General features: G+C 71.3%; 11 protein-coding genes. 8 read left to right on the top strand and 3 right to left on the bottom strand.

Annotation, left to right across the window (positions count from 1 at the left end):
* The 3 genes from ACZ53N_RS11770 to ACZ53N_RS11760 all read right to left on the bottom strand — a co-directional run.
* Positions 1-1285, bottom strand: a 1285-nt coding sequence (locus ACZ53N_RS11770) for an NADH-quinone oxidoreductase subunit C (protein ID WP_469140731.1), incomplete at its 3' end; no start/stop codon positions are given.
* Entirely contained in the window at positions 1282-1959 is a 678-nt protein-coding gene (locus ACZ53N_RS11765; protein WP_469140730.1) for an NADH-quinone oxidoreductase subunit B, read from the bottom strand. The genes ACZ53N_RS11770 and ACZ53N_RS11765, both read right to left, overlap by 4 nt.
* Positions 1950-2366, bottom strand: a complete 417-nt coding sequence (locus ACZ53N_RS11760) for an NADH-quinone oxidoreductase subunit A (protein WP_130878931.1) — start codon at positions 2364-2366, stop codon at positions 1950-1952. Before ACZ53N_RS11760 ends, ACZ53N_RS11765 begins: the two co-directional genes overlap by 10 nt.
* A 198-nt stretch (positions 2367-2564) precedes the next feature.
* Here ACZ53N_RS11760 and ACZ53N_RS11755 point away from each other — a divergent pair, with 198 nt between their 5' ends.
* From ACZ53N_RS11755 to ACZ53N_RS11720, 8 genes are all read left to right on the top strand, one after another.
* Positions 2565-3815 (top strand): sensor histidine kinase, encoded by a 1251-nt coding sequence (locus ACZ53N_RS11755; protein ID WP_469140729.1) that lies wholly within the window; start codon positions 2565-2567, stop codon positions 3813-3815.
* Between the two features lie 350 nt (positions 3816-4165).
* Positions 4166-5491 carry a sensor histidine kinase gene (locus tag ACZ53N_RS11750; protein WP_469140728.1) on the top strand — a complete coding sequence of 442 codons (1326 nt, stop codon included), beginning with the start codon at positions 4166-4168 and terminating at the stop codon, positions 5489-5491.
* Between the two features lie 335 nt (positions 5492-5826).
* Positions 5827-6486, top strand: coding sequence for a response regulator (locus ACZ53N_RS11745; protein ID WP_469140805.1), 660 nt, complete (start codon positions 5827-5829; stop codon positions 6484-6486).
* Between the two features lie 365 nt (positions 6487-6851).
* Entirely contained in the window at positions 6852-8816 is a 1965-nt protein-coding gene (locus tag ACZ53N_RS11740) for a 2-oxoacid:acceptor oxidoreductase subunit alpha (RefSeq protein ID WP_469140727.1), read from the top strand.
* A complete protein-coding gene (locus ACZ53N_RS11735; protein ID WP_469140726.1) occupies positions 8809-9888 on the top strand; it encodes a 2-oxoacid:ferredoxin oxidoreductase subunit beta in 1080 nt (359 codons plus the stop codon). Before ACZ53N_RS11740 ends, ACZ53N_RS11735 begins: the two co-directional genes overlap by 8 nt.
* A gap of 208 nt (positions 9889-10096) precedes the next feature.
* Positions 10097-12070 (top strand): APC family permease, encoded by a 1974-nt coding sequence (locus tag ACZ53N_RS11730; RefSeq protein WP_469140725.1) that lies wholly within the window; start codon positions 10097-10099, stop codon positions 12068-12070.
* A 259-nt stretch (positions 12071-12329) separates the two neighbouring features.
* Positions 12330-13328 (top strand): EamA family transporter RarD, encoded by a 999-nt coding sequence (gene rarD / locus ACZ53N_RS11725; protein WP_469140804.1) that lies wholly within the window; start codon positions 12330-12332, stop codon positions 13326-13328.
* Between the two features lie 183 nt (positions 13329-13511).
* Complete coding sequence (locus ACZ53N_RS11720; RefSeq protein WP_469140724.1) at positions 13512-14846, top strand: M28 family metallopeptidase; 1335 nt, start codon at positions 13512-13514, stop codon at positions 14844-14846.
* Positions 14847-14935 lie beyond the last annotated feature (89 nt).

Here is a 14935-nt window from a genome sequence, read left to right as displayed (position 1 = left end):
CGGCCGCCTCGGGCCTGGGGCCCTCGGCGGGGGGCGGCGGGGTGGCGTCCTTGGGGGGACCGGTCTCAGGGCCGGGCTCCCTGCCCGCCTCGTCGAACGCGGGGCGGGCGTGGTGCCACGGGGCGTCGGCCGAGCGCGGTGCCGGGCGGGGGCGCTCGGCGGCGGGCGTCTCGGCCTCGGTGGGCGGCGTGGCCTGGCTCGCGGAGCCTTCGCTCACGCTGCGGCTGCGGCGGGCGGGGCGCGTCGGGGCGTCCGCACCGGCCGCACCGGCCGCCTCGGCCGAGGGAGCAGCCTGGCTCGCAGAGCCCTCGATCACGCTGCGGCTGCGACGGGCAGGCCGCTCAGGGGCCGCCGGGGTACCGGCCACCGCTTCCGTCTGGCTTGCCGAGCCGGCGGCCACGCTGCGCGTGCGGCGGGCCGGACGGTCGGCGGCTGCGGCGCCCGCGGCGCGGGGGCCACGGGCCGGGCGGGCGGGGGCGGGCGGGAGCTGGCCCTTGAGAGGGCCCCACTCGTTGGGGTCGGGGACGCCGGGCGGGAGCATCTGGCGGCGCTTGGGGCCACCGCCCTCGGTCTCGCCCGGTTCCTTGGCCCCGGGCCACGCCTTCGCGACCCGCGCGGCGAGCACGAAGTCCTTGCGCAGCGGGTGCCCCTCGAAGCCCTCGGGCAGCAGCAGCGGCACCAGGTGCGGGTGACCGGTGAAGTCGACGCCGAACATCTCGAACGTCTCGCGTTCGTGCCACGCCGCTCCGGCGTAGACGCCGATGGCGCTGGGCAGCGCGGGAGCGTCGTGCGGCACGGTGGTCCGTACGACGAGACGTCGCACGGCGCCGGCCGCGCCGGGGCCCGCGGGCAGGGCGACGACGTGCGCGCAGATACGGAAGCCCGTGCCGGGCTCGTCGACCGCGCTCAGCCAGTCGAAGTAGGTGCAGCCGAGGGTGTCCCGCGCGGTCTCCAGTGCGGTGATCCACGCGGCGGCGGGTACGTCCACGGTGAGCAGTCCGTACGACTCCTCGGCGCTCGCCCCCTCGCCGAACAGCTCGGAGGCGCCACTCGGCAGCCATCCCACGACGGGCTCCGGAGCGGGTGCCTCCGGCGGTTCGGCGGACTCGGTGTCGTCCCCGGTCGGCTCCGGGGCCCTCGCCCCGGCCGGGCGGGCGGTGCGAGCAGTGCCCTTGGAGACCTCCCCCGCCTTCGTGGCGGATTCGGCGTCCCCACCCGGGGTCGGCTCGGCCGCGCCGGAAGCCCCGTCCGGGTTCCCCGCCGGGCTCGTCGGATCGGTCGTCATCGGTCCGTCTCCTCCGCGCCACCAGCGCCGGACGCGCCACCAGCGCCGGTCGCACCACCGGTGCCGGTCGCACCGCCGGAGGCACCCGCACCGGAGGTGACCGGCGGCGTCACCAACCCGCTGCGCAGCGCCGCAACCGACGCGTCCGCGCCGGAGGCGGACCCGTACCGGTCGCCCAGCGACTCCTTCGCGATCTTCTCCTGAAGCTTGAGGATGCCCTGCAGCAGCGCTTCCGGCCGGGGCGGGCAGCCCGGCACGTAGACGTCGACCGGGATGATCTGGTCGACGCCCTTCGTGACGGAGTACGAGTCCCAGTAGGGGCCGCCGCAGTTGGAGCAGGCGCCGAAGGAGATCACGTACTTCGGCTCGGGCATCTGCTCGTACAGCCGCTTCACGGCCGGGGCCATCTTGTCCGTCACCGTGCCCGAGACGATCATGAGGTCCGCCTGGCGGGGGCCCGGGGCGAAGGGGATGACGCCGAGGCGGATGAAGTCGTGCCGGGCCATCGACGCGGCGATGAACTCGATCGCGCAGCAGGCGAGGCCGAAGTTGAAGACCCACAGGCTGTAGCGACGGCCCCAGTTCAGGACCACCTTCATGGGTTCGGGCGCGAGGCGGGACAGCACCCCGAGCCGGCGCGGCTCGGGAAGGTCAACCGGGGGTGTCACGTCCATTCGAGGACGCCCTTCTTCCATGCGTACAACAAGCCCACGGCGAGGAAGCCGAGGAAGATGAACATCTCGACGAGCGTCGCGCCGCCGAAGCCCGGCGCGGCGAAGACCGTCGCCCAGGGGAACAGGAAGATCGAGTCCACCGCGAAGATGACGTAGAGGAAGGCGTAGACGTAGTAGCGCACCTGGGTGTGCGCCCAGCCCTCGCCGACCGGGTCCACGCCGCATTCGTACGTCAGCAGCTTCTCGGGGGTCGGCACCACGGGCCGCAGCAGTCGCCCGGCCACGAAGGACACAGCGACGAACAGCACGCCGACGACGGCCAGCAGGCCGACCGTCGCGTAGCCATCGAAGTAGTCGGCCGCGAGCCGGACGTCGGCACTCGCGGTGCGCACGGTCGCCTCCGGCACGTCCGCCCCTCGCTCCCTGTGCGGCTGTTCTTCCGGTTTGTCCCGGTCACCCGCGTTCGACGATCTGTACGCACGGGAGTCTAGGCCCTGCCGCGCCTGGAGTGAGCAGCGCTACCGGCCGGTGGTGGGGTTATCCCTACACCTTCGCACCCACGGCCCCCATGGCGTCGTGCCCGGCCGCCCGGCAGTCTTTGCCCTATGAACGCCAGCAGTACGGCCCCCGAGGCCGCCCCGGACACCTCTCCTCGGTCCGGTTTCGCCACCCATCACTCCCACGACGACTTCGACGGCGGCGCGGGTGAGCGGCTTCCCCCTGCCCGCCTGGCCTTCGGCGGGCAGACGTGGCGGGAGATCGCGCATCTATTGCTGAACCTGCCGGAGGGCATCGCGGGCTTCGTCTATGTCTCGGTATGGCTGTATGTGGGCGTGGGTCTGTCGATCACCGTGATCGGGCTGCCGCTGCTGGCGCTGGGGCTGATGGGTGCCCGGTACGTGGGCCGGTTCGAGCGGATGCGGGCGCGTCGGCTGCTGGGCGTGCGGATCGAGGAGCCGAGCCCGCTGCCGCGGGGCCGGCGCGGGACCACCGGTTTCTTTCCCTGGCTGTGGATGACGCTGAAGGACCCGGTGGCGTGGCGGAGCACGCTGTATTCGTTCATCAGACTGCCATGGGGCGTTCTCACGTTCACGGTCACGCTCTGTTCGCTCTTCGTGCTGTGGCCGGTTCTCGGTCATCTGGCACGCGCCATGACCAACGTCGACCGGGCGATGGTGCGCGGGCTGCTGAGCCCGTCCGACGAGCTGGAGCGGCGGGTCGCCGAGCTGGAGTCGGACCGCGGGGTCGTCGTCGACACCGCGGCCGCCGATCTGCGCCGCATCGAGCGCGATCTGCACGACGGCGCCCAGGCCCGGCTCGTCGCCCTCGCCATGGGGCTCGGGCTGGCGAAGGAGAAGGTGCTGGAGGACCCGGCGGCCGCCGCGCAGATGGTGGACGAGGCGCACGGCGAGGTGAAGCTGGCCCTCCAGGAGCTGCGGGACCTCGCCCGTGGCATCCACCCGGCGGTGCTGACGGACCGGGGGCTGGACGCGGCGCTGTCGTCGGTGGCGGCGCGCTGCACCGTGCCGGTGAGCGTGACCGTGGAGCTGGACGCCCGCCCGGCGCCGGCGATCGAGGGCATCGCGTACTTCACCGTCTCCGAGCTGCTGCAGAACATCAGCAAGCACAGCGGGGCCCGCACGGCCGGCGTCGAGGTGTGGCGGACGAAGGACCGGCTGCTGATCCAGGTGCGCGACGACGGCCGTGGCGGCGCCTCGACGGCGACCGGGAGCGGGCTGGCGGGGCTGGCCGAGCGCCTGGGATCGGTGGACGGGCTGTTCGTCGTGGACTCACCCGTCGGCGGCCCCACCGTCGTCACGGCGGAACTGCCGTGGCGCGACCGCTCGGCGGGTTGACGCACGCCTGTCCGGCGGATCGTCGGGGCGGATCGTCGGGGCGCGGCGGTGTCCTCAATCTCCCCCAGCTACCGCTGGGAGGTGCCCCCAACGGGCTGGTTGTGGCTGGGCTCAGCCACAACCAGCCCGTCCGGCGATTGAGGACGCGCCCGCAGGGCGCCCGCCGCCGCAGGCGGCAAAGACCGGCCCGCAGTCGAAGCCCCGCCGTCGGCTCCACCCGTCCGCCGGAGGCGAAGGGTAGGGCTGGCCCCACCCCCAAGACACCCACTCACCACATGGTCCACGGGACCCCGTTCCAGGAGGCTTGAGTCATCAGGCGAACCCCCGGAGACTCGGAGATCGGAAGAGAGATGGCCATCGATTACGGACGGCAGTCGGCCCCCCGGCCCCACCGCGTGCCCGCCGTGCTGCGCGCGCCGTTGGCGGGCCGCACGTGGCGCGAGTTCCTCTATCTGATGCTCAGTCTCCCGATGGCGGTCCTCTTCTTCTCGTACACCGTCACCATGACCAGCCTCGGCGCCGGTCTGCTGATCACCTTCATCGGGGTGCCGGTGCTGACCGGCGCTCTCGTCGGGGCGCGGGCGCTGGGCGCGGTCGAACGGACCCGGGCGCGGGGGCTGCTGGGCCTGGAGGTCGCCGCCCCGGAGCCGATCCGGCCCCGGAAGGGTCACAACGGGCCGATGGCCTGGATGGGGGCGGTCCTCAAGAGCGGGGCGTCCTGGCGGCACCTGCTCTACGGGGTGCTGCACTTCCCGTGGGCAGTCGGCGCGTTCTGCGTGTCGCTGACGCTGACGCTCGTCGGCTGGGTGCTGCTGCTGTACCCGGCGTACGCGTGGGCCTACCCGAAGTACTGGGACCAGCCGGGGATGCAGCTGTACGGGGACTCCGACGGCACGGCCGTCTACCTCGACAACCCCTTCGAGATCGGCGTCACCTGCGCCGCCGGACTGCTCCTGGTGCTGGTCAACCCGTGGATCATCCGGGGGCTCACGCAGGTGGACCGGCTGATGGTGGCGGGGCTGCTCGGGCCGTCCCGGCTGGCGAGCCGGGTATGGGAGCTGGAGGAGGACCGCGGCGTCGTCGTCGACACCGCCGCCGCCGACCTGCGCCGCATCGAGCGCGATCTGCACGACGGCGCCCAGGCCCGGCTCGTCGCCCTCGCCATGGACCTGGGCCTCGCGAAGGAGAAGCTGGAGGAGGACCCGGAGGCCGCCGCCAGGATGGTGGACGAGGCGCACGGCGAGGTGAAGCTCGCCCTCCAGGAGCTGCGGGACCTCGCCCGCGGCATCCACCCGGCGATCCTCACCGACCGTGGCCTCGGCCCGGCGCTGTCGGCGCTGGCCGCGCGGTGCACCGTGCCCGTGCAGGTCGACGTGGACCTGTCGCTCCGGCCGGCCGCCGCGATCGAGGGCACGGCCTACTTCATCGTCTCCGAGCTGCTGCAGAACATCAGCAAGCACAGCGCCGCCCGTACGGCCCGCGTCGACGTGTGGCGGTCGGCGAACCGGCTGATGCTCCAGGTCTCCGACGACGGCCGCGGCGGTGCGTCGACGGCCGGCGGCAGCGGCCTCGCGGGGCTGGCCGAGCGGCTGGACGCGGTGGACGGACTGCTGGTGGTGCACTCCCCCGTGGGCGGTCCGACGACGATCACGGCTGAGCTGCCCTGGCGCGGCTGACCCGCCCCCGCGCGGCCTCCACTCCGCCTCGCCCGACCACTCGCCCCGCCGGTCGTCCGGCGGGGCGACGTGCTGCCGGACGGGAAAACGGACGGGCGCGACCCGACGTCGAACGCGGACGCCGACGGTCCGCGCACCAACGGTCCGGACACCACCGGTCCGCGCGCCAACGGTCCGGACACCACCGGGTCCAGGCGCCGACGGTCCGGGCGCCACCGGCATCGCGTGCCCGCTCGGGGGCCGGATGCTGACATGCTGGCGGTGTCAATTGCCTGCAGCGTGAACCGCTCGGCGTGCGCGCCGGGCCAGGGGGGCCGTAAATCGTGGAGGACAGGGTGCGGGTGGTCATCGCCGAGGATTCGGTGCTGCTCCGGGAGGGCCTGACCCGGCTGCTGACCGACCGGGGGCACGATGTCGTGGCCGGGGTCGGCGACGCCGAGGCGCTGATCAAGACCATCAAGGACCTCGCCGCCGAGGACGCCCTGCCGGACGTGGTCGTCGCGGACGTCCGGATGCCGCCCACCCACACCGACGAGGGCGTCCGGGCAGCGGTGCGGCTGCGCCGGGACCACCCGGGCCTGGGTGTGCTGGTGCTGTCGCAGTACGTGGAGGAGCAGTACGCGACGGAGCTGCTGGCCGGCAGCAGCCGGGGCGTGGGCTATCTGCTCAAGGACCGCGTCGCCGAGGTCCGCGAGTTCGTGGACGCGGTGGTGCGGGTGGCCCGGGGCGGCACCGCCCTGGACCCCGAGGTCGTCGCCCAGTTGCTGGGCCGCAGCCGCAAGCAGGACGTGCTGGCCGGGCTGACCCCCCGGGAGCGGGAGGTCCTCGGTCTGATGGCCGAGGGACGGACGAATTCCGCCGTCGCCAAGCAGCTGGTGGTGAGTGACGGGGCGGTCGAGAAGCACGTCAGCAACATCTTCGCGAAGCTGGGGCTGTCGCCGAGTGACGGGGATCACCGTCGGGTTCTCGCGGTCCTGACCTATCTGCGGTCCTGACCGGCGCCCGCCGCTGTCGTCCGCATTTCATCCGGATTCCCTCGTTCCGACCCGCATCGGCGTTCTGACGTGCTGTCATCCGCCCGGCGAGGCCCGGCCGCACCCCCGGCGTACTCCGGCCGGGCGTGCGGCGCGGGCCGCGTCGGATACATGGCCCCAGAACCGAAGTCCTAGCAATGCACCTCGTAAATGTGAGGGCACGGCAGCGGATGACCATGACATACAAGGGCATAAGGGGGTCATATCCGTGGGTTCATCCTGTGGTACCTCCGGAGGAGGAAACCCTTCCCCACGTACGATGGCCCGTGGGAACGCCGGTCGGCACCACCATGTGCGGACCGCCGCCATGAGGGAGGTCCGAAGCAGTGACCAGCCAGGTCAGTAGCCCGGCCGAGCAGGCCGATCCAGCCGAGCAGCGAGGCGAGCCGTCACACCTCGCCGGACAGCGCAGCCCCGCAGGGGGCCCAGGCGGCGCCAAAGAGGTGCGCCGGCTGGACCGGGTGATCATCCGTTTCGCGGGTGACTCCGGTGACGGTATGCAGCTCACGGGTGATCGGTTTACTTCCGAGACCGCGTCGTTCGGCAATGACCTGTCGACGCTGCCGAACTTTCCCGCCGAGATCCGAGCCCCCGCAGGCACCCTGCCGGGGGTTTCGTCGTTCCAGCTGCATTTCGCCGATCACGACATCCTGACTCCCGGTGACGCGCCGGACGTTCTGGTGGCGATGAACCCGGCGGCATTGAAGGCGAATCTGGCGGACGTGCCGCGCGGCGCGGAGATCATCGTCAACACGGACGAGTTCACCAAGCGCCCGATGGCGAAGGTCGGCTTCGCCACGAGCCCGCTGGAGGACGGCTCCCTGGACGCCTACAACGTCCACCCCGTCCCACTGACGACGCTCACGATCGAGGCGCTGAAGGACTTCGGGCTGTCGCGGAAGGAGGCCGAGCGCAGCAAGAACATGTTCGCGCTCGGCCTGCTGTCGTGGATGTACCACCGGCCGACGGAGAACACCGAGAAGTTCCTGCGGGCGAAGTTCGCGAAGAAGCCGCAGATCGCGGAGGCCAACGTCGCCGCGTTCCGGGCGGGATGGAACTTCGGCGAGACGACCGAGGACTTCGCCGTCTCCTACGAGGTCGCCCCCGCGACATCCGCCTTCCCCGCCGGCACCTACCGCAACATCTCCGGGAACCTGGCGCTCTCCTACGGCCTCATCGCCGCCGCCCGCCAGGCCGACCTGCCGCTCTACCTCGGCTCGTACCCCATCACTCCGGCCTCGGACATCCTGCACGAGCTGTCCAAGCACAAGAACTTCGGCGTGCGGACCTTCCAGGCCGAGGACGAGATCGCCGGCATCGGAGCCGCCCTCGGAGCCGCCTTCGGCGGCGCCCTCGCCGTCACCACCACCTCAGGCCCCGGCGTCGCCCTCAAATCCGAAACCATCGGACTCGCGGTATCGCTCGAACTCCCGCTGCTCATCGTCGACATCCAGCGCGGCGGGCCCTCCACCGGCCTGCCCACCAAGACCGAGCAGGCCGACCTGCTCCAGGCGATGTACGGGCGCAACGGCGAGGCCCCGGTGCCGATCGTGGCGCCCCGGACCGCGGCGGACTGTTTTGACGCGGCGATCGACGCGGCGCGCATCGCACTGACGTACCGGACGCCGGTGTTCCTGCTGTCGGACGGTTACCTGGCCAACGGCTCCGAGCCCTGGCGGATCCCGGAGGTCGACGAACTCCCCGATCTGCGGGTGCGGTTCGCCTCCGGCCCGAACCACGAGCTGGCGGACGGGACCGAGGTCTTCTGGCCGTACAAGCGCGATCCGGAGACGCTGGCCCGGCCGTGGGCGGTGCCCGGCACGCCCGGTCTCGAGCACCGCATCGGCGGCATCGAGAAACAGGACGGCACGGGCAACATCTCCTACGACCCCGCCAACCACGACTTCATGGTCCGCACCCGCCAGGCCAAGATCGACGGCATCACCGTCCCCGACCTGGTGGTGGAGGACCCCAGCGGCGAGGCCGACACCCTCGTCCTCGGCTGGGGCTCGACCTACGGACCCATCACCGCGGCCGTGCGGCGCACCCGCGCCGAGGGCCACCGCATCGCCCGGGCCCACCTGCGTCACCTCAACCCCTTCCCCGGGAATCTCGGGGAGACGCTGAGGCGTTACGACAAGGTGGTCGTACCGGAGATGAACCTCGGTCAGCTCGCGACCCTGCTGCGAGCGAAGTTCCTGACCGACATCCGCTCCTACACCCAGGTGAGCGGAATGCCGTTCAAGGCCGAGCAGCTCGCCGATGTGTTCAAGGAGGCCATCAATGACTGAGACGATCTCGGAGGGCTTTTCCTCGATCGAGGCGCTCTCCCTGGTGCCGAAGGCCGACGCCAAGCAGTCCATGAAGGACTTCAAGTCCGATCAGGAAGTGCGCTGGTGTCCCGGCTGCGGTGACTACGCCATCCTCGCCGCCGTCCAGGGCTTCATGCCCGAGCTCGGCCTCGCCAAGGAAAACATCGTCTTCGTCTCCGGAATCGGCTGCTCCTCCCGCTTCCCCTACTACATGAACACCTACGGGATGCACTCCATCCACGGACGCGCACCCGCCATCGCCACCGGCCTCGCCACCTCACGGCGCGACCTGTCGGTATGGGTCGTCACCGGCGACGGCGACGCCCTCTCCATCGGCGGCAACCACCTCATCCACGCCCTCCGCCGCAACGTCAACCTCAAGATCCTGCTGTTCAACAACCGGATCTACGGGCTCACCAAGGGCCAGTACTCCCCCACCTCGGAGATCGGCAAGGTCACCAAGTCCACGCCGATGGGGTCACTGGACGCCCCCTTCAACCCCGTCTCCCTCGCCATCGGCGCGGAAGCCTCCTTCGTGGCCCGGACCGTGGACTCCGACCGCAAACACCTCACCGAGGTACTGCGCCAGGCCGCCGCACACCCCGGCACCGCACTGGTGGAGATCTACCAGAACTGCAACATCTTCAACGACGGCGCCTTCGAAGTCCTCAAGGACAAGCAGCAGGCGGAAGAGGCCGTGATCCGTCTGGAGCACGGCAAGCCCATCCGCTTCGGCACCGACCAGAACAAGGGCGTCGTCCGCGACCCGGCCACCGGCGACCTCAAGGTCATCGCCGTGACACCGGCGAACGAGGCCGACGTGCTCGTCCACGACGCGCACGCCACGTCCCCGACCACCGCGTTCGCCCTCTCCCGCCTCGCCGATCCCGACACCCTCCACCACACCCCCATCGGAGTGCTGCGCAGCGTCGACCGGCCGGTCTACGACACCCAGATGTCCGACCAGCTCGAAGCCGCCATCGAGCAAAAGGGCAAGGGCGACCTGTCCGCGCTGCTTGCCGGCACGGACACGTGGACAGTCGTGGGCTAGTGACTGTGCTGTGTCCTCAATCGCCGGACGGGCTTGACAGCCCGTCCGGCGATTGAGGACGCGCCCGCAGGGCGCCCGCCGCCGCAGGCGGAACAGCGGTCGGCAGTCGAAGGCCCGCCGGTCAGGGGCTGGTACGTACGGGCACAGACGGGTGCCCGGCCGGGGCGTCTGACGGCGCCCCCGCCGGGCACCCGCTCTCATGGGGCCCATGGCCGACACCGAAGCCGCCCTTGTTCCCCGTGATCCGCTCGGCTACCGGCTCAAGCGCCGTCTGCTCGGCCCGCCGCTGGTCACCGAGCAGCTCGCGCGCGAGAAGCTGTCGAACCCGATGGCGCTCGGCGTCCTCGCCTCCGACTGCATGTCGTCGACCGCGTACGGCAGCGAGGAGATGCTGCGCATTCTGGTGCCGGTCGTGGGGGTCGCCGCGTTCACCCTGCTGCTGCCGGTGACCGGGGCGATCCTGCTGGTCCTGCTGATGCTCACGCTCTCCTACCGTGACGTCGTCATGGTCTACACCCGCGCCGGCGGCAGTTACGTCGTCGCCCGGGAGAACTTCGGGCCGCGCGTCGCACAGATCGCGGCGGTCGCCCTGCTCGTCGACTACATCGTCACCGTCGCCGTCCAGACCGCCGCCGGCACCGATGCCCTGATCTCCCTCGCCCATCTCGTCGGGGAGGGTTACACGGGCATCGACCACCTCAAGGTCCCCCTCTCCGCGGGCATGGTGCTGCTGCTGGCGTACGGGAACCTGCGCGGCCTCCGCGAGGCCGGGCGGGCCTTCGCCGCGCCCGCGTACCTCTTCGTCCTGGCCGTGGCGCTGATGCTGCTCTTCGGGCTCGTCCGGGCCCTGACCGGGGGCCTTCCGCACGCGGACGTGCACGCGGCCGGGGCGGTACCGCTCGGCGAGGCGGGCGACGGCTGGCTGTACGGCGCCTCGATGTTCATGGTGCTGCGGGCCTTCGCCAACGGCGGTTCCTCGCTGACCGGCCTGGAGGCGATCTCCAACGGTGTCTCCGCCTTCCGTCGCCCCCAGGGCCCCAACGCCCGCCGCACCCTCACCGTGATGAGCTGCCTTCTGGGCGGCATGGTCCTCGGCGTCTCCGCCCTCGCCCACTACACCCACGCGATCCCCTACACCGACGGAAACCCGACCGTGATCGCGCAGGAGGCGCGGCTCGTCTTCGGCGACAGCCCGCTGGGCACGGCCGGACTCGTCTACGTGCAGCTCGCGACGGCGCTCATCCTCTATACGGGTGCCAACACGCCCTTCACCGGCTTCCCGTTCCTCGCCAGCTTCGTCGCCGGGGACAGCTTCCTGCCGCGCCAGCTGACGCGGCGCGGGCACCGGCTCGCCTTCTCCAACGGCATCGTCTGCCTCGCCGTCGTCTCCCTCGCGCTGCTGCTGGTGACGCGCGCCAACGTGGACGAGCTCGTGGCCCTCTACGCCATCGGCGTCTTCACCGGCTTCACCATGGCCGCCGCCGGGCTGACGGCCCACTACTGGCGGCGGCCCGACGAGCCGCACCGGCCCTGGAAGCTCACCGTCAATGTCTCCGCCGCCGTGGTCTCCGCGCTGGTCGTGGTGGTCTTCGCGGTCACCAAGTTCACCGAGGGCGCATGGCTCGTCGTCGCGGTCTTCCCGCTCGGGGTGTGGGCGCTGATCCGCATCAACCATCAGTACCGGGCCGAGGCGGAGGCCCTGGAGAGCCTGCCCCCGCTCGCCACGGACCGCCCGCGCTGGCGGCGGCACCTGGTGCACGTCCTCGTCGACAGCTTCGATCTGGCCACCCTCAAGGCACTGGCCTACGCGCACGAGCTGCGGCCGGACGAGGTGCGGGCCCTGCACGTCGTGGTCGACGAGGCCAGCGCGCACCGGCTGGTCGAGCGGTGGGAGCGCTCCCCCGCCACGACCGTGCCGCTGGAGTTGATCGACTGCCCCGACCGACGGCTGCGGCACACGCTCGTCGCCCTCGCGGCGCGGACGACCGCCGACGGCACCACCGCCCTGACCCTGCTGATCCCGCGCCGCGCCTACCCGCCACCGCTCGGACGGCTGCTGCACCCGGGCACGGGCGACGAGTTGGCGAAGGCCCTGGAACACCTGCCGGATGTCGCCGTGACGATCCTGCCGTTCGATGTCGCCCGGGCCGTCGAGCGCTTGCGCTCCGCGCGGGCGCGCTAGTTCGACTGCGGGCCGTCCGTGCCGCCTGCGGTGGCGAACGCCCTGCGGGCGCGTCCTCAAACGCCGGACGGGCTTGATTCGGGCTGAGCTCAGCCACATCAAGCCCGTCCGGCGCTTGAGGACGCCTGTCAGGGCCATCATGCGATACGCACATGACAGCCGGGCCCGGGCGGCGCTACCTTCCGAAGGTTCATGCATCGAAACCTCCGGAAGGAGCCCCGTGGAGTCGCACGAGTCGAGGACCGAGACCCGCGCCGGGATGTTGTGCGGCGTCCTCGCCTACGGGATCTGGGGGCTCTTCCCCCTCTACTGGCCGCTGTTGGAACCGGCGGGCGCGGTCGAGATCCTCGCCCACCGCATGGTGTGGTCGCTGGCCGCCGTCACCGTCGTGCTGGCCGTGACCCGGCGCTGGGACTGGATACGACCGCTGCTGCGGCAGCCCAAGCGCCTGGGGATGATCGCGGTCGGTGCGACCCTCATCTCCCTGAACTGGGGGGTCTACATCTGGGCCGTGAACTCCGGGCACGTCGTCGAGACCTCCCTCGGGTACTTCATCAACCCCCTGGCCACCATCGCCCTCGGCGTCCTCGTGCTGCGCGAGCGGCTGCGACCCGCGCAGTGGGTGGCCGTGGGCGTCAGCGTGACCGCCGTGGTCGTGCTGGCCGTCGGGTACGGCAAGCCGCCGTGGATCGCGCTCGCGATCGCGGCCACGTTCAGCACCTACAGCCTGGTCAAGAAGAAGGTCGGGCTGGGTGGTCTGGAGTCGATGGCCGCCGAGACGGCCGTGCAGTTCCTGCCCGCGCTCGCCGTGCTGGTCTTCCTCGGCTCGCGCGGCGAGTCCACCTTCGCCTCGGAGGGCGGCGGCCACACCTTGCTCCTGCTGGGCACCGGCGCCATCACCGCGCTGCCGCTGATCTCCTTCGGCGCGGCGGCGGTCCGGCTGCCGCTGTCGGTGATCGGGATGCTCCAGTACCTGGCGCCGATCTTCCAGTTCGCCCTCGGGCTGCTGGTCTTCCACGAGGCGATGCCGGCCGAGCGCTGGGCGGGCTTCGCGCTCGTCTGGCTGGCGCTGGCGGTGCTCACCTGGGACGCGCTGCGGGCCGCGCGGATCTCGCGGACGGAGCTGCGGAACGCGCGGAACAAGGCGGCGGAGGCGGCGCTCGCCGCAACCGCTGCGGAGGGTGGAGCCGCTGCGGCAGGTGGGGCCCCGGTCGTGCCGGAGAGCATCGCGGACGAACCGACAAAAGCCGCGACGTAGGCGCTTCGCCCCACGAAACACAGAAATAACAAGGAGCGCACCAGCCCCGAAAACCACAGATCAGCGTGGTTTTCCGCTGCCCGATATCCGGAAAGCGGTGCTCGGTGTCCGAAATCCGCCCTTGACGCACCATCAGGGCGCCCTCAACATCATGGCCACGTCAAATGGAGTTGGGAGCCCCCCATGCTTGGACTCAACGGACCCACCCTGCCCCGAAGATCCCGTGCCACCGCGCTGCTGGCCACCGGCGCGGCCCTCACGGCCACCTTGTTCGGCGCCTTCTCCGGCGCGGCGAACGCGACTCCCACCGTCGCCGCCGCCGCGCCCGACATATCCGTCGCCAACGTCAAGGGCCACCTCAACCAGCTGCAGTCGATAGCCACCGCCAACGGCGGCAACCGCGCGCACGGCCGCGCCGGCTACAAGGCCTCGATCGACTACGTGAAGGCCAAGCTCGACGCCGTCGGATACACGACCAGCATCCAGCAGTTCACCTCCGGCGGCGCGACCGGCTACAACCTCGTGGCCGACTGGCCCGGCGGCGACGCCAACCACATGATCTTCGCCGGATCGCACCTCGACTCGGTGGGCGCCGGCCCCGGCATCAACGACAACGGCTCGGGCTCGGCCGCCATCCTGGAAACCGCGCTCACCGTCGCCCGCGAGGGCTACAAGCCCGACAAGCACCTGCGGTTCGCCTGGTGGGGAGCCGAGGAGCTGGGCATGGTCGGCTCGAGGTACTACGTCAACAACCTCCCCGGCACCGAGCGCGCGAAGATCGACGCGTATCTGAACTTCGACATGGTCGGCTCGCCGAACCCGGGCTACTTCGTCTACGACGACGACACCCAGCTGGAGAAGGTCTTCAAGGACTTCTTCGCGGCGAAGAACATCTCGACCGAGATCGAGACCGAGGGCGACGGCCGCAGCGACCACGCCTCCTTCAAGAGCGCCGGCGTGCGGGTCGGCGGTCTGTTCACCGGTGCCAGCAGCCGCAAGACCGCGGCCCAGGCCGCCAAGTGGGGCGGCACGGCGGGCCAGGCCTTCGACCGCTGCTACCACTCGGCCTGCGACACCACGGCGAACATCAACGACACGGCGCTGGACAACAACAGCGACGCCATCGCCAACGCCGTCTGGACGCTGAGCGCGGGCGCCACCAACCCGCCCGGGCGAACCTTCGAGAGCACCACCGACGTCACGATCCCCGACGCGGGCTCCCCCGTCGACTCCCCGATCGACGTCACCGGGATCACGGGGAACGCGCCCTCGTCCCTCCAGGTCGGAGTCGACATCAAGCACACCTGGCGCGGTGACGTGTCCGTCGACCTGGTCGGACCGAGCGGACGGGCGTACCGGCTGAAGAGCGCCAGCGGCAACGACTCGGCCGACGACATCGTCGCGACCTACACCGTCGACGCCTCGGCCGAGACGGCGAACGGCACCTGGAAGCTCCGCGTCCAGGACACGGCCGCGCAGGACACCGGCTACATCGACAGCTGGAAGATCACGTTCTGAGCGCTGCCACTCCGGTAAGGCCATGGTGACGTGACCGGCCCCCGCCGTGCGGGACGGGGACCGGTCACACCATTCGTATCCGCCGGGGA

It is taken from the genome of Streptomyces sp. NPDC033229, from assembly GCF_055576875.1.
Note: the sequence above shows the minus strand (reverse complement) of the source record. Positions and strands in the feature narration are given on the sequence as shown.